Annotated in this window: 16 protein-coding genes, 1 tRNA gene and 1 riboswitch; of the genes, 8 read left to right on the top strand and 9 right to left on the bottom strand. The window is 44.0% G+C overall.

The features are described 5' to 3' along the window. Window positions 1-68: 68 nt before the first annotated feature. The 5 genes from V7Q13_RS17210 to V7Q13_RS17190 form a co-directional block, all read right to left on the bottom strand. On the bottom strand, window positions 69-815 hold the full coding sequence (locus V7Q13_RS17210; RefSeq protein ID WP_333801905.1) for a hypothetical protein: 747 nt from the start codon (window positions 813-815) through the stop codon (window positions 69-71). A 176-nt stretch (window positions 816-991) separates the two neighbouring features. Next, window positions 992-1,405 carry an SRPBCC family protein gene (locus tag V7Q13_RS17205; protein WP_333801904.1) on the bottom strand — a complete coding sequence of 138 codons (414 nt, stop codon included), beginning with the start codon at window positions 1,403-1,405 and terminating at the stop codon, window positions 992-994. A gap of 14 nt (window positions 1,406-1,419) precedes the next feature. After that, on the bottom strand, window positions 1,420-1,800 hold the full coding sequence (locus tag V7Q13_RS17200; protein WP_333801903.1) for a DoxX family protein: 381 nt from the start codon (window positions 1,798-1,800) through the stop codon (window positions 1,420-1,422). Window positions 1,801-2,089: 289 nt separating this feature from the next. Next, the gene (locus tag V7Q13_RS17195; RefSeq protein WP_333801902.1) at window positions 2,090-2,614 is read right to left on the bottom strand and encodes a hypothetical protein; all 525 of its coding nucleotides are present in this window, start codon (window positions 2,612-2,614) and stop codon (window positions 2,090-2,092) included. A gap of 145 nt (window positions 2,615-2,759) precedes the next feature. Continuing rightward, a complete protein-coding gene (locus V7Q13_RS17190; RefSeq protein ID WP_333801901.1) occupies window positions 2,760-3,980 on the bottom strand; it encodes a tyrosine-type recombinase/integrase in 1,221 nt (406 codons plus the stop codon). 290 nt (window positions 3,981-4,270) lie between these two features. On the opposite strand from V7Q13_RS17190, the gene V7Q13_RS17185 reads away from it, so the two are divergent. From V7Q13_RS17185 to V7Q13_RS17175, 3 genes are all read left to right on the top strand, one after another. Continuing rightward, entirely contained in the window at window positions 4,271-5,263 is a 993-nt protein-coding gene (locus V7Q13_RS17185; RefSeq protein ID WP_333801900.1) for a D-alanine--D-alanine ligase, read from the top strand. Window positions 5,264-5,332: 69 nt separating this feature from the next. Next, entirely contained in the window at window positions 5,333-6,157 is an 825-nt protein-coding gene (locus V7Q13_RS17180; RefSeq protein ID WP_333801899.1) for a PASTA domain-containing protein, read from the top strand. A 60-nt stretch (window positions 6,158-6,217) separates the two neighbouring features. Further along, window positions 6,218-6,529 (top strand): rhodanese-like domain-containing protein, encoded by a 312-nt coding sequence (locus V7Q13_RS17175; protein WP_333801898.1) that lies wholly within the window; start codon window positions 6,218-6,220, stop codon window positions 6,527-6,529. An 87-nt stretch (window positions 6,530-6,616) separates the two neighbouring features. Here V7Q13_RS17175 and V7Q13_RS17170 read toward each other — a convergent pair whose 3' ends face one another. Beyond that, window positions 6,617-8,992, bottom strand: coding sequence for a TonB-dependent receptor (locus V7Q13_RS17170; RefSeq protein ID WP_333801897.1), 2,376 nt, complete (start codon window positions 8,990-8,992; stop codon window positions 6,617-6,619). Between the two features lie 47 nt (window positions 8,993-9,039). Continuing rightward, window positions 9,040-9,144: riboswitch (TPP riboswitch) on the bottom strand. 152 nt (window positions 9,145-9,296) lie between these two features. Between V7Q13_RS17170 and V7Q13_RS17165 the strand changes: the two genes are divergently transcribed. From V7Q13_RS17165 to der, 4 genes are all read left to right on the top strand, one after another. Next, window positions 9,297-10,007, top strand: coding sequence for a head GIN domain-containing protein (locus V7Q13_RS17165; RefSeq protein WP_333801896.1), 711 nt, complete (start codon window positions 9,297-9,299; stop codon window positions 10,005-10,007). A 51-nt stretch (window positions 10,008-10,058) separates the two neighbouring features. Continuing rightward, a tRNA-Met gene (locus V7Q13_RS17160) sits at window positions 10,059-10,130 on the top strand. Window positions 10,131-10,170: 40 nt separating this feature from the next. After that, a complete protein-coding gene (gene era, locus V7Q13_RS17155) occupies window positions 10,171-11,049 on the top strand; it encodes a GTPase Era (protein WP_333801895.1) in 879 nt (292 codons plus the stop codon). A 147-nt stretch (window positions 11,050-11,196) separates the two neighbouring features. Further along, the gene (gene der / locus V7Q13_RS17150; RefSeq protein WP_333801894.1) at window positions 11,197-12,510 is read left to right on the top strand and encodes a ribosome biogenesis GTPase Der; all 1,314 of its coding nucleotides are present in this window, start codon (window positions 11,197-11,199) and stop codon (window positions 12,508-12,510) included. A 21-nt stretch (window positions 12,511-12,531) separates the two neighbouring features. On the opposite strand, the gene V7Q13_RS17145 is transcribed toward der, so the two are convergent. Together V7Q13_RS17145 and V7Q13_RS17140 are read right to left on the bottom strand one after the other, a co-directional pair. Then, entirely contained in the window at window positions 12,532-12,759 is a 228-nt protein-coding gene (locus V7Q13_RS17145; RefSeq protein ID WP_333801893.1) for a ferredoxin, read from the bottom strand. Next, window positions 12,756-14,009: a peptidase U32 family protein gene (locus V7Q13_RS17140; protein ID WP_333801892.1), complete on the bottom strand. Its 1,254-nt coding sequence runs from the start codon at window positions 14,007-14,009 to the stop codon at window positions 12,756-12,758. The genes V7Q13_RS17145 and V7Q13_RS17140 overlap by 4 nt, the downstream gene beginning before the upstream one ends. A gap of 121 nt (window positions 14,010-14,130) precedes the next feature. Between V7Q13_RS17140 and V7Q13_RS17135 the strand changes: the two genes are divergently transcribed. After that, window positions 14,131-14,853, top strand: a complete 723-nt coding sequence (locus tag V7Q13_RS17135; RefSeq protein WP_333801891.1) for a copper homeostasis protein CutC — start codon at window positions 14,131-14,133, stop codon at window positions 14,851-14,853. On the opposite strand, the gene V7Q13_RS17130 is transcribed toward V7Q13_RS17135, so the two are convergent. Continuing rightward, entirely contained in the window at window positions 14,850-16,202 is a 1,353-nt protein-coding gene (locus V7Q13_RS17130) for a T9SS type A sorting domain-containing protein (RefSeq protein ID WP_333801890.1), read from the bottom strand. The genes V7Q13_RS17135 and V7Q13_RS17130 overlap by 4 nt on opposite strands. Window positions 16,203-16,208 lie beyond the last annotated feature (6 nt).

Genomic DNA, 16,208 nt, shown 5'->3' with positions numbered 1-16,208 from the left:
GCATCGGGTTTTTCTATTATATATTCAACCCCGCCTTTTGCAAATACTATGTTATCTGTAGTTTCTTTTTATATTGTATTTTCACTATTGAAAAATTCAATTATTTTTTTGTCATTTATTAGTGATTGATTGTAATTTTTAAGGTTTTTGAAGTCAATTATCTCCTCACTTTTAATTTGCATTGAACGCAATGAACCATCTTTTTGAGGTGCTATTAAAATTGTTCTTCCTAATTCTAAATCAAATAGTCTTGAATTCACAATTGCGAATTGTTTTCTTTCAGCGGTTATAAAAGCAACGAATTCAATTTTTTCATTTTTTGTTTTTATCATTCCTTGTCCAAGGTAATCAGGATGATTTCTAGAAACAACATTTACTTGAAAATTTTCTGCATTTATATTGGTGTCATTGTAAAAATTTGACAAAACAATTATATTGAAAAAGACTTCGTTATCTTTTTCATTTAAGTAGTTTTTGTTAAAATCATTTTTGGCACTTGAAAAAAATGCATTTACCAGATTTTTGTTTGCAATTTTATAACTAAAATTCGCACCACTATTTAAACCTTTAAATGAGTTTTTTCCAATTAAATCATAATTTGGGACAGGAAAAACACTTAATCTAAAAGGCTGTTTCTCAACTTTAATGCTGTCAAAGTATTTGTTACTTTCAAAATCATTTTTTATTAATTCATTATCCCAAGTTTTAGGATTTTCTCTATTGATTTTTAATTGTTCCTTCTCTTTAATTGTCCAATTTTGTGCGTTACAAGAAAAAAAAGAGAAAAATAAAAGTAACAAAATTGATATTCTCATATTTAATGCGGTTTTTTTATGAAATTACAGATAACGGCTTGGGGCTTGGCGAAGTGGGGGCATTCAAAGTACAAATGTTCAATAAACCACCAATGTTGATAGTAGTACAAATGCTGAATTTAGCACTTCTGCCCCCATTTTGCCAAACCCTTGTTAGCGGTTCGTTGTTTTCTTCGTCAGTTAGTTTCAGTATATTTTTTGAAGTTGTCTAAAATTGCTTGCCATCCTTGTTGTTGCATTTCAACAGGGTTTTCACTTTCTGCGTCAAATACAGTAGTAACAGAAGTTTCATTTCCGTTACCTACAAAAATTGTCGTTGCCTTACGTCCATCTGTCATTGTGTAAGTTAATTCTTGCTTATCAATAACTGTGTCATATATGGCTTCAAAGTCAAAACCGAAACTCCCGTCTTTTGCTTCCATTCTTGCTATGTATTTGCCTCCGACTTTCAAATCATTTGAGGCTGTCGGACATTGCCAAGTGTCAATAGCAAAGTTCCATTTAGTAATGTGCTCAGGTTTTGTCCAGTTGTCCCACACTTTGTTAATCGGTGCATTTACCAATGCTGATATTGTAATTTTTGTTGCCATATTTTTTTATGTTGTTAATGATTAATTTGAATTTTTCTGTCGCTTGGTCTAAAATACCAAGACACAATTACAAGAACTAATGACAAAACCGAAGGAAATATTTCGCCAAAACTGTCTCCCATAATTATGTGTGAAATCATAGCACCTGTCATTGCAAAGAAAAAACCTGCATAAGCCCATTCTTTAAGTAAAGAGAATTTTGGAATTAGCACAGCAATAACTCCAAGTATTTTCCAAATACCCAAAATTGTCAATAAATATAGAGGATAGCCCAAATGAGTAAAACTCTTAACTGCATCTTCCATTCTCATCAGTTGAAAAATCCCGCCTGATAGCATTCCAAGGGATAACCAAATTGTCGCTATCCAATAAATAATTTTGTTTCTCTTTTCCATTTTAATGTCAAATTTACTTTTGTTTCTGCCTGTTTCTTAAGTTGTGTCGTCCTTTACAATGACCGCTAACGGTACGCATTGGCGATGGCAGGGGATTCAATGTTCTTTCAGCCCGGAACCAAAGCTCAATAAAGAACTAAAAGTACAGAATATGTACAAAAGTTCATTAAAGAATTTTCAGCCCGGACTACAGCCCAATAGCGAACAAAAAGCTGATGAAATGCACGTCAGCCCTGCTATTGCCAACGCGCTTGTTGGCAGCAGGCATTTTTGTTTCAGCCGTTACGTTTTATTTCTTGTCGTCAATTCTTTCAAAAATTGTCCAGAGAGGTTCATCGTAGATGTCAGTAATGTCCACATTATACAGTGTGATTGTCCGTTTAATAACTTCTTTCTTCATCTCCTCACTGTCAGTATCGTTATCACGAAGAAACTCCAAGACGCTTCCGTCTGAGTAAAAGCCTTCGTGATAGTCCATATTCAATACTCTTTTGAAAAAGTCTTCTGCGGTAGGTTCGTATTTGTCAATGTTGACCGTTGATGCAAACTTCAATGGAACTTTTGTACCAGGTCTGGGAAGCTCATTATTGTTTTCCTTGTAAAGTTTGAAACTATCTTGTAATGCTGTCAGTGCTTTTTCTTCCGTCTCACCATGTGCAACCATCCTTGTCCAGTTGATAATTGTTGCTCCATAAGCAACCTTGTCCTCACCAGCGTTTGGGTTTTTACACGTTTTTGTCGGATAGTCGTCAAAATTCCAATCGGTTTTGGAATAGGATAATATTCTCTTGATAAGTGTTTTGATTGTGTCCATTTTTGCTTGCTGCCAACACGTAAATATATGATACTATTTCAAAAAAAGCTTAATGAAACATTATTGATTTTCAATGTTCTAGCGTTATACATTTTGTATTGTTATTAGTACAATTCACCCGGTTATACATGTTGTATTGTTGGTGCTACCAGTCGATTTTTTTGTTTTTCCAAAGGTCGTCCAAAGGACTTATAATGTTTACTAATTGTTTTTTACTTACATGCAGATACCGCTCTGTGGTTTTAATGTCGAAATGGCCCAGCAGTTCTTTTATGTACCTTATATCAGTTCCCTTATCAAGCAAGTGGGTGGCAAAGCTGTGACGTAAACTGTGCACCCCTACCTCTTTTGTAATACCTGCTTTACTTTTCGCATTACTAAAAATTTGCTGAATCGTTCTGGTTGGGTAGGCGGTTGCTGTTTGGTCCGATTCAAACAAATATACTTTGGGAGTTGGTTTGTGGTATTTTAAATACTGTCTTAAAATATCTAACAATAAAGGGCTAAGGTTTACATAACGGTCTTTTTTGCCTTTTGCCCGAGCTATTAATATCTGCATCCTTTCGCTATCTATGGCCGATATTTTTAGAGCTGCTAGTTCGCTTACCCTGAGGCCTGCGCTATAGATAGTAAATAGCATGGCTTTGTGTTTTTTATTTTCCAAGGCATTAAACAATTTAGCCAGTTCTTCTTCATTCAGCAGTTTCGGCAATTGCAAATGCTTTTTAGGCCGGGGTATTTCCCAAAACAATTTTTCCTTGCCCAATACCTGTTCGTAGTAAAACTTAAGGGCATTCATGCGGCTGTGTATCGTGTTTTCACTCAGTTGCAATTGGGTATGGCAGTAGCTCAGGTAATCTTTCAGCCGTTGGGTGGTAAATGTGTGTGCTTCATGCTTGCCCAATTGGGTAAAAAACAGGCGTAGCTCATTGAGGTAAGTTCGTTGGGTATTTTGGCTGTAACCTTTTAGTATCAGTGCCTGTTGGGTTTGTTGCAGTGCAGCTGCATTGGCTGCATTTAAATATGGTGTAGCTGCGGGTGCGGCTATATTTTTAATTGTTGTGGTAGGCTTTTGAACTATAATGGCTTTTGGGGCTTTTGTTGCGGCTGGTTGTTTCAGTTGTTTTATATAGGCATCCAGCTTACTGCGGTCAATATTGGCCACAGGGGCAAGAATGGCCATCACTTTTTCAAATGCATCTTTACCAAGCGGCACATGCCAGCATTTGTGGGTGCGGCTCCATAAGGCACCAGCTTTGTGCAGTGGCCCGTTGATGCTGCCATTATTGGCAAAATGAATGCCCATACGGTGTGCTCCTTTATGGTAAAAGCCACTCAGCTCAACTATAATTTTTTGTTGCTCCATTTTGTATCAAGTGGAAAACCAAACACTTTTTTCCGGTTATTAAATTAAGGCTTTGGATACAAAAGGCAATTGGCAGTTTGCAGTTTGCTCCCGATAGCTATCGGGATGGCAGTTTGCAGGGCAGCGTTGTAATGGGTACTCATCAAATAATCCGATTGCCAAAAACCAAAAACCATTTCAAACCTCTTACCTCGTACTTCATACCTCATACTTCATTCCTCGTACTTCATTCCTCGTACTTCATTCCTCGTACTTCTTCTTTCCTTTTCTTTGCGCAAAACACTGTAGTTATGTCGCGACCGGTGATAGCTTTTGTTACAGGTGGATACAGCGGTGAGGCACAAATCTCTTACAAGAGTGCCATCACCATTCAGGCCAATATTGATACCGATAAGTTTGAGTACCATACCATCGACATCCGAAAGGATGGCTGGTTTTGCCTGCATCAAGGGGCAGAGCTGCCGGTAGACCGGGCCAATTTTACCGTGCCGCTGAATGGCCAAACCATCCGGTTTGATGCGATACTCATCGGCATACACGGCACTCCCGGCGAAGATGGCAAGCTGCAGGGCTATTTCGACATGCTGGGTATACCGTACACCAGCTGCGATGCCACGGCGTCGGCCATCACCTTCAACAAGCGGTACACCGTGGCTGTAGCCGGCATGAGCGGCATTCATGTGGCCAAGAGTTTCCACTACTTCAAGGGCGATGCCATTGATGTGGAGCAGCTGGCGGCGGCATTGCAGTTTCCGGTATTTGTAAAGCCGGCCAACGGTGGCAGCAGCATTGGCATGAGCAAAGTGCCCGATGCCACTGGTTTGCCCGCCGCTATTGATAAAGCCTTTGCCGAAGACGATCAGGTACTGGTAGAAGAGTTTATTGCCGGAAGGGAGTTTACCATTGGCGTGGCCCGACTGCATGGCGAAATAGTAGCGCTACCCATGACGGAGGTCATCAGCGAAAATTATTTCTTCGACTTCGAAGCCAAGTACCAGGGCAAAAGCAAAGAGATAACACCTGCGGAAGTAGAGGAGTGGAAGGCAGAGAAAATACGGGCTGCTGCCAAAAAGATTTACAGCATTTTCAACTGCAACGGTGTGGTGCGGATTGATTTTATTTTCAACGAAGCGGTGGGTGAACCTTACATGCTGGAGATCAATACCGTGCCGGGGCAGAGTGCCGCCAGCATTGTACCCCAGCAGGTAAAAGCCATGGGCTGGTCGCTCCGCGATTTTTACTCCGCTTTAATAGAAGATGCCCTGCACAGACGAAAAGCCTGAGTATTCCGTTAATTTTAGCGGCCACTTCGAAAGGATTGGTATTTTCACCCCCAATAAATTTGATTCATTTTGTTTCGATTCATCACCAAGCAACCGTTTTGGGTAAACCTGCTGGCAGCCATTGGCGTTGTGGTAGGCTTGTTGTTTCTGGTATTGTGGATGCTGGGTTTCATTACCCGCCATGGTCAGTACGAAAGAGTGCCTTCTGTGATTGGTAAGCCATCCGCCGAAGCCATCCGTCAGTTGGAAGACAAAGGTTTTACTGTAGAAATACAAGACAGCATCTGGCTCGAATCGGAGCCTGTAGGTGCCGTGCTTAAGCAGCAGCCAGCCGGCGAGGATATGGTCAAAGCCAAACGTACCATTTACCTTACCATTAACCGCAGCCAGCCGCCCATGGTAGATATGCCCAATCTGGTGGGCCTTTCATTTCGCAATGCCGAGCTGTACATTAAGCAAATGGGCCTGCGCCTTGGCGATACCACCCGCCAGCCCGATATAGCCAAAGATGCCGTGCTGCAACAGTTGTACAACGGGCAGCCCATACGGCCGGGTACCAAAATTTATCAGGGTAGTACCGTAAGTTTTGTACTGGGTAGTGGCCTTGGCGATGAAGAATTAGAAGTGCCCATGCTTATTGGCCTCACTTTTGGCCAGGCAAAAAACTTGCTGGCAGGTATGGGCATCAATATTGGCGCCATACTCACCAACCCCGATGTAAAGGATACCAGTGCCGCCTACATTTTTAAGCAAAGCCCCGAAGTAAAAACAGCATTGCCCGACGGCGGTTATCAGTTCAATAAAATACGGCCGGGCCAAAGCCTCGACGTATGGTTGGGTACCGAAGCCGTAGCACCACCCGTGGCCGATTCAGTCATACTCGAAGAGGAATAATTTTGCCACTGTTGTTATTGTACATTCCACAATCAATCTATCAAAGCAGTCTATATGTCCATGAAACAAATGTCAGTTGAAGAACTGAAAACCCGGATGGATGCCGGCGAAACCGTACACCTGATTGATGTAAGAGAAGATCACGAACGTGCCGATTTCAACATCGGAGGGTTACATTATAAGCTGGGCCTCATTACGGCTATGCAGTTTGATGATATTGAGCACCTGAAAGATGAAGAAGTAATCATCTACTGTCGCAGTGGTAACCGCAGCCAGATTGCCGGATTGGTGATGCAATCGGCTGGTTTTACCAATGTCATTAACCTGGCAGGGGGCATGCTCGATTGGGAAGCCCGTTTCGGCAGAAAGTAAACCTCGTTATTTGTTTTGTAGTGGTAACAAAAAAGCAGCCTGCAATATGCGGGCTGCTTTTGTTTTGGTGTCTGTAAGCTATGTACGTTAGAGTTTAATATTAAGGGCCAGCATAAAGTTTCTGCCCGCCATGGGGTAGTAAAAATTTTCGGTGGTAAATGCACCGCCGGCGATGTAGCTGAACGTGTAGCCGTTGGGTTCGTACATGCTGTTGAGCACATTGTTTACCTGCAGTGCCAGGCGTACTTCTTTCAGCACTTTGCCCACGGAGAACAAGTAGCTGGCACGTATATCGTTGTTGATGTACGGATCGAGACTGCGGCTACGCAGTTCGCTGTTGTCGAGGTACTGGCGGCTCACATGCTTAGCCATCCACTCCAGTTCCAGCTGGCGCACCGGTTGGTAGCTTACTGAGAGAAACTGTACAAACTTGGGCGAAAAGGCTATGGCGGTATTGCCCCGCACAACTGCCTGTTGCGTACCGTCGTCGTAGTTGTCTATGTATTCTGTAAAATCTATCAGCCTGTTTTGGCTAAAGGCGCCAGAGTAGCGGATATTACCTTTTTTGTAGCGGTAGTTGAGTTCGAGTTCGGCACCGGCACGGTAGCTGTTGGGTATGTTGGTGCGGGTGTAGGCACCCACATCGTTTACTTTTCCAGTAAGCACCAGCTGGTCTTTGTACCGCATGTAGTAGAGCGTAAGGCTGGCCTGCACATTGCGCAGCAGTTCTTTTTTGCTGATGTTCAGTTCCACATCATGCAGCTGTTCGCGGCGGGGTAGTTGTGTAAGGCCTGCTTCAAAATCATCTCGGTTGGGTTCTTTGTTGCCCACCGCATAGCTGAGAAAGCCACTCCAGTTTTGGTGCTGATAAGATATACCGGCCTTTGGATTGATGAAGTTCCAGTTTTCATTCACCGATACACCCGGGTTGTTGCGGAAGCCATCAATCCTATAATTCACAAAACGGTATTGCACATCGGCAAACAATTTCCAGCGGTTGTTGGGCAGGCTGTATTGGTATTTGCTGTACACATTGATGTCCGACTTAGAAGCATCAAAATCATAATAACGCTGGCGGAAATTGGGTTGCGCAGCCGTCCAGATCACATCGCCAAAATGCTGGCCGGGATAGAAACTCCAGCCACCACCTACCGTAAACTCATGGCGGTTTTTGGTATGCTGCCAAGAGAATACCTGACCAAACAATTTATTCTTCAACCACAACCTGCGTATTAAATCGGTGCGGCTTTGCGGAATGCCGTTTGCATCATTTATCGGATTGATGCCGTACGATGACAAACGGGCATTGGCTTTGTACTGCTCATAGTAGCCACGGCCGGTAGTGAGGTACAGTGCCGTGTTGAAAACACTGTGGCTGTTGAATTCATGGTTGAAAAACAACTGGTAGTGGTTTTGCCAGTAGTTATCGGTTTCATTGTCGTAAGGTGAGCCGGGCTTTTCTGTGCCGGCACTGTTGAAGGTGCGGTTGTTGTTTTTGTCCGCTTCGCTGATGCCGTACCATGCCTGGTAGGTTTTTTCTTTACCCAAAATGGCGTTGAAGCGGAGCGATGATTTTTTGCCCCAATACCCGACGGTGAACTGGCCACTTTGCAGCCTGCTCCAAGCCCGGTCTACAAAGCCTTCGCTGCTGATGTTGCTTACTCGGGCATCGATGGTAAAATGCTTGCCTATCAATCCACTGCCTGCTTTGATGGTGTTTTTAAACGTACTGAAACTACCAACGCTGTTGTTTACCTCGGCATAAGCCTGGGGCTGATAGCTGTGTGTACTGAAGTTCATGCTGGCACCAAAGGCTCCGGCACCATTGCTGCTGGTACCAACACCCCGCTGCACTTGTATGCTGCTCACAGAAGAGAGCAGGTCGGGCAGGTTTACAAAAAACAGCCCCTGACTTTCGGCATCGTTGTACGGAATGCCGTTGATGGTCATGTTGATACGGCTGGCATCGCTGCCCCGTATACGTATGCCTGTATAGCCAATGCCGTTACCAGCGTCGCTGTTCACCACCACATTGGGCGTTTGGTTCAGCAAAAAAGGAATGTCCTGACCAAGGTTGTTTTTTTCAATAGTCGATTTAGCAATGTTTGTTTTGGTAAACGGCGCATTGTTGCCCGCCCGTATGCCCCGTACTTCCACAGGCTGCAAAGCCGCGGGCAGGGGAGTGAGCACAATTTTGTGCAGGCTGTTGCCGGCAGTAAGGCTGGTGTCTTTGGCGTAATACCCGGCATAGCTGATGCGTAGTGCCAATGAGGCGCTGCTGCTATTTACATCGGCCAGGCCATTGCCATTGGTGATGAATGTTTTTTTGCTGGCGGCCTGCAGACTAATGCTGGCACCATCGAGTGCTGTACCATCGGGTTGCACTACCTGTATGCGAACAGTATTTTGTGCCGTTACAGAGAAAGAAATAAGGAGGGAGAGAATCGAGCAAATCCTTTTCATACTACACGGAATTTGCCCGGAATGCTTCTGCACACAGCCACGCATGGCTAAGAAGGAAGCGGCCTTCCCTTCGCAGGTATTATCCTGATCAGGTTCAACGGGTGATTTCTCAGTCTCAGTCACTTTGTGCTGAAACACCCCGGGCGATGATTAATATGCAAATGTATAGTCACGAAAAATTTTCTGACAAAACTTTTTCATGCACTGTAACATTTTATTACCGATTTCGTACAACGGTCACAACAAAACAACAACCCCACCAAGGTGGCTAATCCCTTACTTTCACTTGAAAATGATTTTTGATATGAAACGTTTTTTCTTGCTTGCTGCCGTGTTATTCCAACTTGGCTTTTTGCCCGCTATGGCACAAACCACCATCAACGATCCCAATGTGGAGGTGCGCAACGTGGGCAGTTTCAACAGTATCGTTATCAGCAGTGCTATTGATGTAATCATTTCTCAGAGCAACAGTACCGCTGTAGCCGTAAGTGCTTCCGAAGCCAAATATGTAGATGGCATCACCACAGAGGTGCGCAACAATACCTTGTACATTGGCTACAAAAGCAATATGGGCTGGGGCGCTAAGTACATGCGGGCTTATGTATCGGTGCCCACCCTTATGAAAATTGGTGCATCGGGTGCTTGCAACGTAAAAACGGAAGGCACATTTAAAACGGATGATCTCGAAATTGTATTGAGTGGCAGCAGCGATTTTAAAGGTACTGTAAAAGTGACCAACTTGAAACTGATTGCATCGGGCAGCAGCGATTTTGTCATCTCTGGCAGTGCCACCAACCTTCGTGCAGGCCTGAGTGGAGCCAGCGATTTAAAGGCTTTTGAACTCTCTGCCGACTATTGCGATGTAAGTGCAAGTGGTGCCAGCGATGTTCAAATTTTGGTGAATAAAGAATTGAAAGCAGCTGCTTCCGGAGCCAGCGATATTTATTACAAAGGCGAAGGGGTTGTGAAATCCATTTCTGCATCTGGTGCCAGCGACATCAAAAAAAGATCATAACAGTTTTGGCTCGGTAAGTGTATCCCCCTATCTTTGCAGTCCAAAAAACGACGCGAAGTAGAGCAGCGGTAGCTCGTCGGGCTCATAACCCGAAGGTCGTAGGTTCGATCCCTACCTTCGCAACAAAAAAATCAAGGCTTCCCCGGGAGCCTTTTTTTATTCAATGAACTTTCAATCGGGCTTTGTAAGCATATTAGGCAAACCCAACGCCGGCAAAAGCACTCTCCTCAATGCATTGGTAGGCGAGAAGATGGCCATTGTCAGCCCCAAAGTGCAAACCACCCGGCATCGCATCAAGGCTTTCTTGAACGGCGATAATTTTCAAATCATTTTTTCCGACACACCGGGCATCATAGAGCCGCAGTACAAGCTGCACGAACGCATGATGAAGCAGGTGCGCAACGCCATGGAAGATGCCGATGCTGGCTTACTGGTGTATGATGTAGGAGAACTGCAGGACGAAGAAGCCCATGCTTTTTTTCAGCAACTGAAATTGAAAGTACCAGCCATTTTATTGGTCAATAAAATTGATAGTGTAAAAGAATCGGTTTGGAAAAAAACGGTGTCCTACTTTACCGAAAGTGGAGCTTACAAAGCCGTCATTCCTATTTCTGCTTTGAAAGGAACAGGGATACCAGAACTGCAGAAAACCTTGCTGCAGTTTATTCCGCAGGGCGATCCGTTTTACAGCACCGAAGACCTGAGCGACCTGCCTACCCGCTTTTTTGTAGGAGAAATAGTACGGGAAAAAATCTTCGACCTATACCATCAGGAAGTGCCGTATCACTCAACGGTATTGGTGCAAGAGTTTACCGAAAAGTCGACGCTAATAAAAATTCGTGCCGATATTATTGTACAACGGGAAATGCAAAAGATTATCCTGATTGGCGATAAAGGCAGCATGATAAAAAAGCTGGGCACCGCAGCCCGGATAGATATAGAGCAATTTTTGGGTCAGAAAGTATTTTTGGAGTTGTTTGTAAAAGTGCGTCCGAAATGGCGGGATCAGGATGTGTTTTTACGGGAGTATGGTTATGAGTAGCCATCATCTCTGCCCGAATGCTGTACCTTTCAGCAACCAGATTTGAAAGCCCGACAGCAGAGATCACAACCCGGAAAATCGAATTGAAGAAAACCGTGATTGGCAGCACATCAACAACTGCTGATTATTGAAAAGTGAAAAGTAGTTATGAGTTATACAGTTGCCATAGTAGGCCGTCCGAACGTAGGAAAAAGTACCTTTTTCAATCGCTTGCTGGAACAGCGAAAAGCCATTGTAGATGATTTGAGCGGTGTAACCCGCGACCGCCAGTATGGCGTTGCCGATTGGAACGGTAAATCATTCAACATTATTGATACCGGTGGTTTTGTGCCGGATAGTGAAGATGTGTTTGAAAGGGAAATTGCCCGGCAAGTGAAGATTGCGGTAGAAGAAGCAAACGCCCTCATATTTATGACGGATGTGGCCACAGGCGTAACCGATTTGGATGAAGCCATGGCAGATTTGCTGCGCCGTAGCACCAAGCCTGTGTACATGGTGGTAAATAAAGTAGACAACTACGAACGCCAGTTGATGGCCAACGAATTTTACAGCCTTGGATTTGATCAGGTGTTTTTTATCAGCAGCATGAGTGGTACGGGTACCGGCGAACTGCTGGATGCCGTAACGGCGCCTATCACAGAAAAGGATTCTGATGAAGTAGAACAGGTAGACTCATTGCCAAAGTTTGCCATCATAGGTCAGCCCAATGTAGGCAAGAGTAGCCTGCTGAATGCCTTGGTTGGGCAGGAGCGAACCATTGTTAGTGATATTGCAGGTACCACCCGAGATACCATTCACACTCATTATAACCTCTTCAACAAAGAGTTTATTTTGATTGACACTGCAGGTATTCGTCGCAAAACCAAAGTGAACGAAGATCTGGAATTTTACTCGGTTATTCGGGCCATTAAAGCCATTGACGAAGCCGATGTATGCATGCTTTTGTTGGATGCCGAAAAAGGCATCACTGCTCAGGATTTGAAAATCTACAGCCTTGCTGCCAATAAAGGTAAAGGCTTGGTGATACTGGTGAACAAATGGGATTTGGCAGAAAAAAGCACTAACACTGCCCGTGACTATGAAAGAGTGCTGAAGGAAAAACTGGCCCCGTTTAACGACGTGCCCATTTTGTTTATTTCTGCAAAAGATAAAGTGCGGATTTTTAAAGCCATCGAACTTGGCCTGGAAGTGTTTGATTGTAAGCAACAGAAAATTCCTACTTCACAATTGAACGACATAATGCTGAAGGCCATTGAGTCGTACAAGCCACCCATGACAAGGGGCAATCTTATCCGTATTAAATACATTACACAGTTGCCTACCAAAGTGCCATCGTTTGCCTTTTTCAGCAACCACCCTGATGATATTAAAACGCCTTACAAAAACTACCTCGAAAATCAGCTCCGGAAAAACTTCAATTTCAAAGGAGTGCCGGTACGAATTTTCTTCCGTAAGAGTTAAATAGAAATGTTGTGGCAGCTGCTACAATTGTTTTACCTGAATAATTTTTACAGGACACAATTTGGCAGCTGCATCATTGGCATCCCACTCATGATCGGATACTTTGATGTGCCAAAAGCCTCTCCGTTCTTTGGCTTCCAACAAAGTGCTGCGACCATCTTTTTTGCTCATGCGCCAGCGGTCGGGTGCTACTTCTACGCAGTAGTTGCAGCCAATGCATTTGTCTCTTTGTTGGGTAATGCTAATCATGCCATTTCCTCCGCAGCTATTATTTTGTACAGCTTATCCGACTTGTGTATGGGTACATTCAACGGAAAGGCGCACAAGTCTCCTTTGTTGGCAATAGTTGCTTCTCCTGTATCATTTACATGCAGCGATGTAATGGTTGTTTCTACTACGCCAATTTGTTTGCCTATAACCATTACTGTATCGCCCACTTGTAGCGGATAACTTTCAATTTTAAACTCTGCAATATTTGATTTTGCATAGTAATTGTTGCCTTTACCAAGATAAATTTTTCGCTGTGTTGCCGTTGAGCCAGAAGTGTTTGTCCATTCGCCCAAATGCTGCCCAAACATATAGCCACCCCAAAAACCACGGTTGTATACTTTTTCCATAGCCTGCATCCACCGATCAATTTTTTCAGGCGTCAATGCCTGAGCGTTATAGGCATCAATAGCTTCCCGATAGCACTGGGTTACTGTCTTTACATATTCTGCGCCTTTGCCACGGCCTTCAATTTTGAGTACCCGTACACCAGCTTCTAGCAATTGGTCAATGAATGGAATGGTGCACAAATCTTTCGGCGACATGATATACTCATTGTCAATTTCCAGTTCATGTCCTTCTTCCATATCCACGACTTTGTATTTACGCCGGCAATTTTGTAAGCATGCACCGCGGTTGGCCGAAGAGTTTTGCGTATGTAAACTCAGGTAGCATTTGCCTGATACTGCCATACACAAGGCCCCATGCGCAAACACTTCAATCTCTACTAATTTTCCCGATGGGCCTTTAATTTGCTCCCGTTGTATGCCTTCACAAATGTCTTTTATTTGTCTGATGCTCAACTCACGTGACAATACCATCACATCAGCAAAGAGGCTGTAAAACCGAATGGTTTCCAGATTGGTGATGTTTACCTGCGTGGAAATATGTACTTCCATTTGCAATTGCCGGGCGATGGCAATAACCGCATGGTCGGCAGCAATCACAGCAGTGATACCTGCAGCTTTTGCAGCCGTGAGCAGCGATTTTACCATGCGTACATCATGATCGTAAATAATGGTATTGAGGGTGAGATAACTCCGTACATGATACCGTTCGCAAAGGGCAGCTATTTCGGGTAAATCGCTGATACTGAAATTGATGCTGGAGCGGGCCCGCATGTTGAGCTGCTCCACTCCGAAATACACGGAGTTGGCACCGCCCTGAATGGCGGCCATCATACTTTCAAAGCTGCCCGCAGGCGCCATGAGTTCAATTGGCTTGGCTGACATAGATGGATAAAACGCTGTGAAGCCGCGAAAATATTGGGCTCCTGACTGCTGCCCTATGATTTTCATCAGGCAGGCTGCCGCCTGAGAGAATCAAATATCTTAGCGGCCTAAAATCAGCAGTATGCCAGCGGCAGTATTAGAAGTGTGTTCGTTTGGAATTCAAACCAGTTTGATAGCAGAAAGAGTGGGTGCCAAAAGGGTAGAGCTCTGCGACAATCCCATTGAAGGAGGTACAACGCCATCCTACGGAGCCATTCGGCAGGTGCGGGAAAAACTATCGATAGAAGTATATCCCATCATTCGCCCCCGTAGCATGAACTATTACTACGATGACGATGAATTTGCCATGATGCTGCATGATGTACGCATGTGCAAGGAGCTGGGCTGCGATGGAATATCTGTTGGTGTGCAACTCATCACCGGACAGGTAGATACCGACCGTATGAAGCGATTGGTAGAAGTGGCTTATCCAATGGGTGTTACTTCTAACCGGGTAATTGATGCGGCGCCAGACCCTTACGAAGCCTTGGAAGCATTGATTGAAGCTGGCTGCGAACGGGTACTTACATCCGGCCAGGCTGCAACCGCACCGGCAGGAAAAGAAGTATTGAAAAAGTTAGTAGAGCAGGCGGCCGGAAGAATAAGCATTATGCCGGGTGCAGGTGTAAAGTCGGGTAACGTAAAGGAATTGCTGCAGTATACCGGTGCGTACGAATGTCACACATCTGCAAGAATAGCCTGGCCCAATAATGTGGCATATCAGAATCCGCAAATTACCGATGCGGGCAGCATGTATGTGGCCGATGAAGAAGAGTTGAGAAAAATTATTGCTGCAATTGTTTAGAAAATATTGAGCAGTTGCCACGATTTTTTAAGCCTGTCAGACCGAATCCAATAACTGCCTGCAGGTAATCGGCTGATGTCGAGTGCAATTTGTAATGAACCATTCACCGATACATGCATTTGTTGCATCATCAGCTTGCCAGAAATACTATAGAGGCTGATATCAAAAGCACCTGCCGGTAAATTGTTTAATGCCAAATATACTTGCGTAGTAGCGGGGTTGGGATAAATATTGCAAACAATAGGGGATTGGTTAATTCCATTAATGGATATAATATTTGAATATAATGCATGGCCATTGTGTTGTTTGGCTTTAATTCTATACAACACATCTTTGTCTTGGTCTTTTGTATCACTCATTACAAATTGCTGCCGTTCTCCTTTTGCTACGCTGTATGGTATAGTTGCAAATGCGGTAAACGGTTGTCGGCTGATTGATTTTTCAATGGTAAACACTCCATTGGTACTAATGCCTGATGCTTGCCAGTTGAGTACCGATTGATGAAGAAAGCGAGTCCCTGTAAGTGTAATATTTTGTAGCGTTAAAACCTGGAAACCCAAATTGCCTATAGTAATTCTCGATAAGCTTGATAAACCAGAAATCGTCAACTGATTGAGCGTAGTGTTGATGCCATCACTACCTTCATAAGTCCATGCATTACCAGTATCTGTACTCGAAAAAAAATCAAGCATTCCTTCGGTAGTACCATTTAGTTCTGTGTCAAAATAATTGAATATAATGCTGGCATTGAGGTTGCTGTTGTTGGTAGGAATGACATCATAATAACGTTTAATGGTTCCTTCTTCTTGTACTACGTGGCCTCTTCTGATAGTCGTATTTCCTAAATTACTTGCGCTGGTAATGACAAATCCGAGATTGCCGGGGTTGGCAAGTGTTGGTGCGTTCAACGTAGCAATAGCTTCAATATAACCACCGTTATAACCTGTTATTCTCCGGGTATTTATTTCTCCGGATAAGCTGCCTGTAGTTCCTAATTCAATTGTGTGATTGTTTAAAAAAATGCTATCGCCACCGGCTAATGTGAGTTTGTTACTTACTTCAATATCTGAATTTAGTTGCAGCCCGTTGGCTGTTTTATTCATGGTGAGGTTGTAAAAAGAGCTTGTAATACTGCCCGCTATAAAGCTGGCTCCAGCGGTACTCCCACTAAATATAACAGTACTGGTAGAAGGGGTAATAATACCTTCTGAAGTAAGCCCGGCATCCTTCAGCACCAGCTGTACATTGCCATTGGCTTTCAGCTGTGCCCCTGGTTTTATAAGGAGACCCTGTGCTGAAAGGTTGTAGCCAGCAAGAAGGCTCATTGAAAAAATGAAAATCTTTTTCATGAAAAG

The sequence above is a fragment of the Phnomibacter sp. genome, from assembly GCF_036803085.1.
In the GTDB taxonomy this organism is placed as follows: domain Bacteria; phylum Bacteroidota; class Bacteroidia; order Chitinophagales; family Chitinophagaceae; genus Phnomibacter.
This window is presented reverse-complemented; position numbering and strand designations above follow the sequence as displayed.

Bases quoted from the DNA above. Each gene is read 5' to 3' on its own strand.
- V7Q13_RS17165 (WP_333801896.1), top strand. From the start codon at position 9,297: ATGAAACGTTTTTTCTTGCTTGCTGCCGTGTTATTCCAACTTGGCTTT.
- V7Q13_RS17140 (WP_333801892.1), bottom strand. From the start codon at position 14,009: ATGTCAGCCAAGCCAATTGAACTCATGGCGCCTGCGGGCAGCTTTGAA.
- V7Q13_RS17135 (WP_333801891.1), top strand. From the start codon at position 14,131: ATGCCAGCGGCAGTATTAGAAGTGTGTTCGTTTGGAATTCAAACCAGT.
- V7Q13_RS17175 (WP_333801898.1), top strand. From the start codon at position 6,218: ATGAAACAAATGTCAGTTGAAGAACTGAAAACCCGGATGGATGCCGGC.
- V7Q13_RS17210 (WP_333801905.1), bottom strand. From the start codon at position 815: ATGAGAATATCAATTTTGTTACTTTTATTTTTCTCTTTTTTTTCTTGT.
- V7Q13_RS17190 (WP_333801901.1), bottom strand. From the start codon at position 3,980: ATGGAGCAACAAAAAATTATAGTTGAGCTGAGTGGCTTTTACCATAAA.
- V7Q13_RS17185 (WP_333801900.1), top strand. From the start codon at position 4,271: ATGTCGCGACCGGTGATAGCTTTTGTTACAGGTGGATACAGCGGTGAG.
- der (WP_333801894.1), top strand. From the start codon at position 11,197: ATGAGTTATACAGTTGCCATAGTAGGCCGTCCGAACGTAGGAAAAAGT.
- V7Q13_RS17170 (WP_333801897.1), bottom strand. From the start codon at position 8,992: ATGAAAAGGATTTGCTCGATTCTCTCCCTCCTTATTTCTTTCTCTGTA.
- V7Q13_RS17130 (WP_333801890.1), bottom strand. From the start codon at position 16,202: ATGAAAAAGATTTTCATTTTTTCAATGAGCCTTCTTGCTGGCTACAAC.
- V7Q13_RS17200 (WP_333801903.1), bottom strand. From the start codon at position 1,800: ATGGAAAAGAGAAACAAAATTATTTATTGGATAGCGACAATTTGGTTA.
- era (WP_333801895.1), top strand. From the start codon at position 10,171: ATGAACTTTCAATCGGGCTTTGTAAGCATATTAGGCAAACCCAACGCC.
- V7Q13_RS17195 (WP_333801902.1), bottom strand. From the start codon at position 2,614: ATGGACACAATCAAAACACTTATCAAGAGAATATTATCCTATTCCAAA.
- V7Q13_RS17145 (WP_333801893.1), bottom strand. From the start codon at position 12,759: ATGATTAGCATTACCCAACAAAGAGACAAATGCATTGGCTGCAACTAC.
- V7Q13_RS17205 (WP_333801904.1), bottom strand. From the start codon at position 1,405: ATGGCAACAAAAATTACAATATCAGCATTGGTAAATGCACCGATTAAC.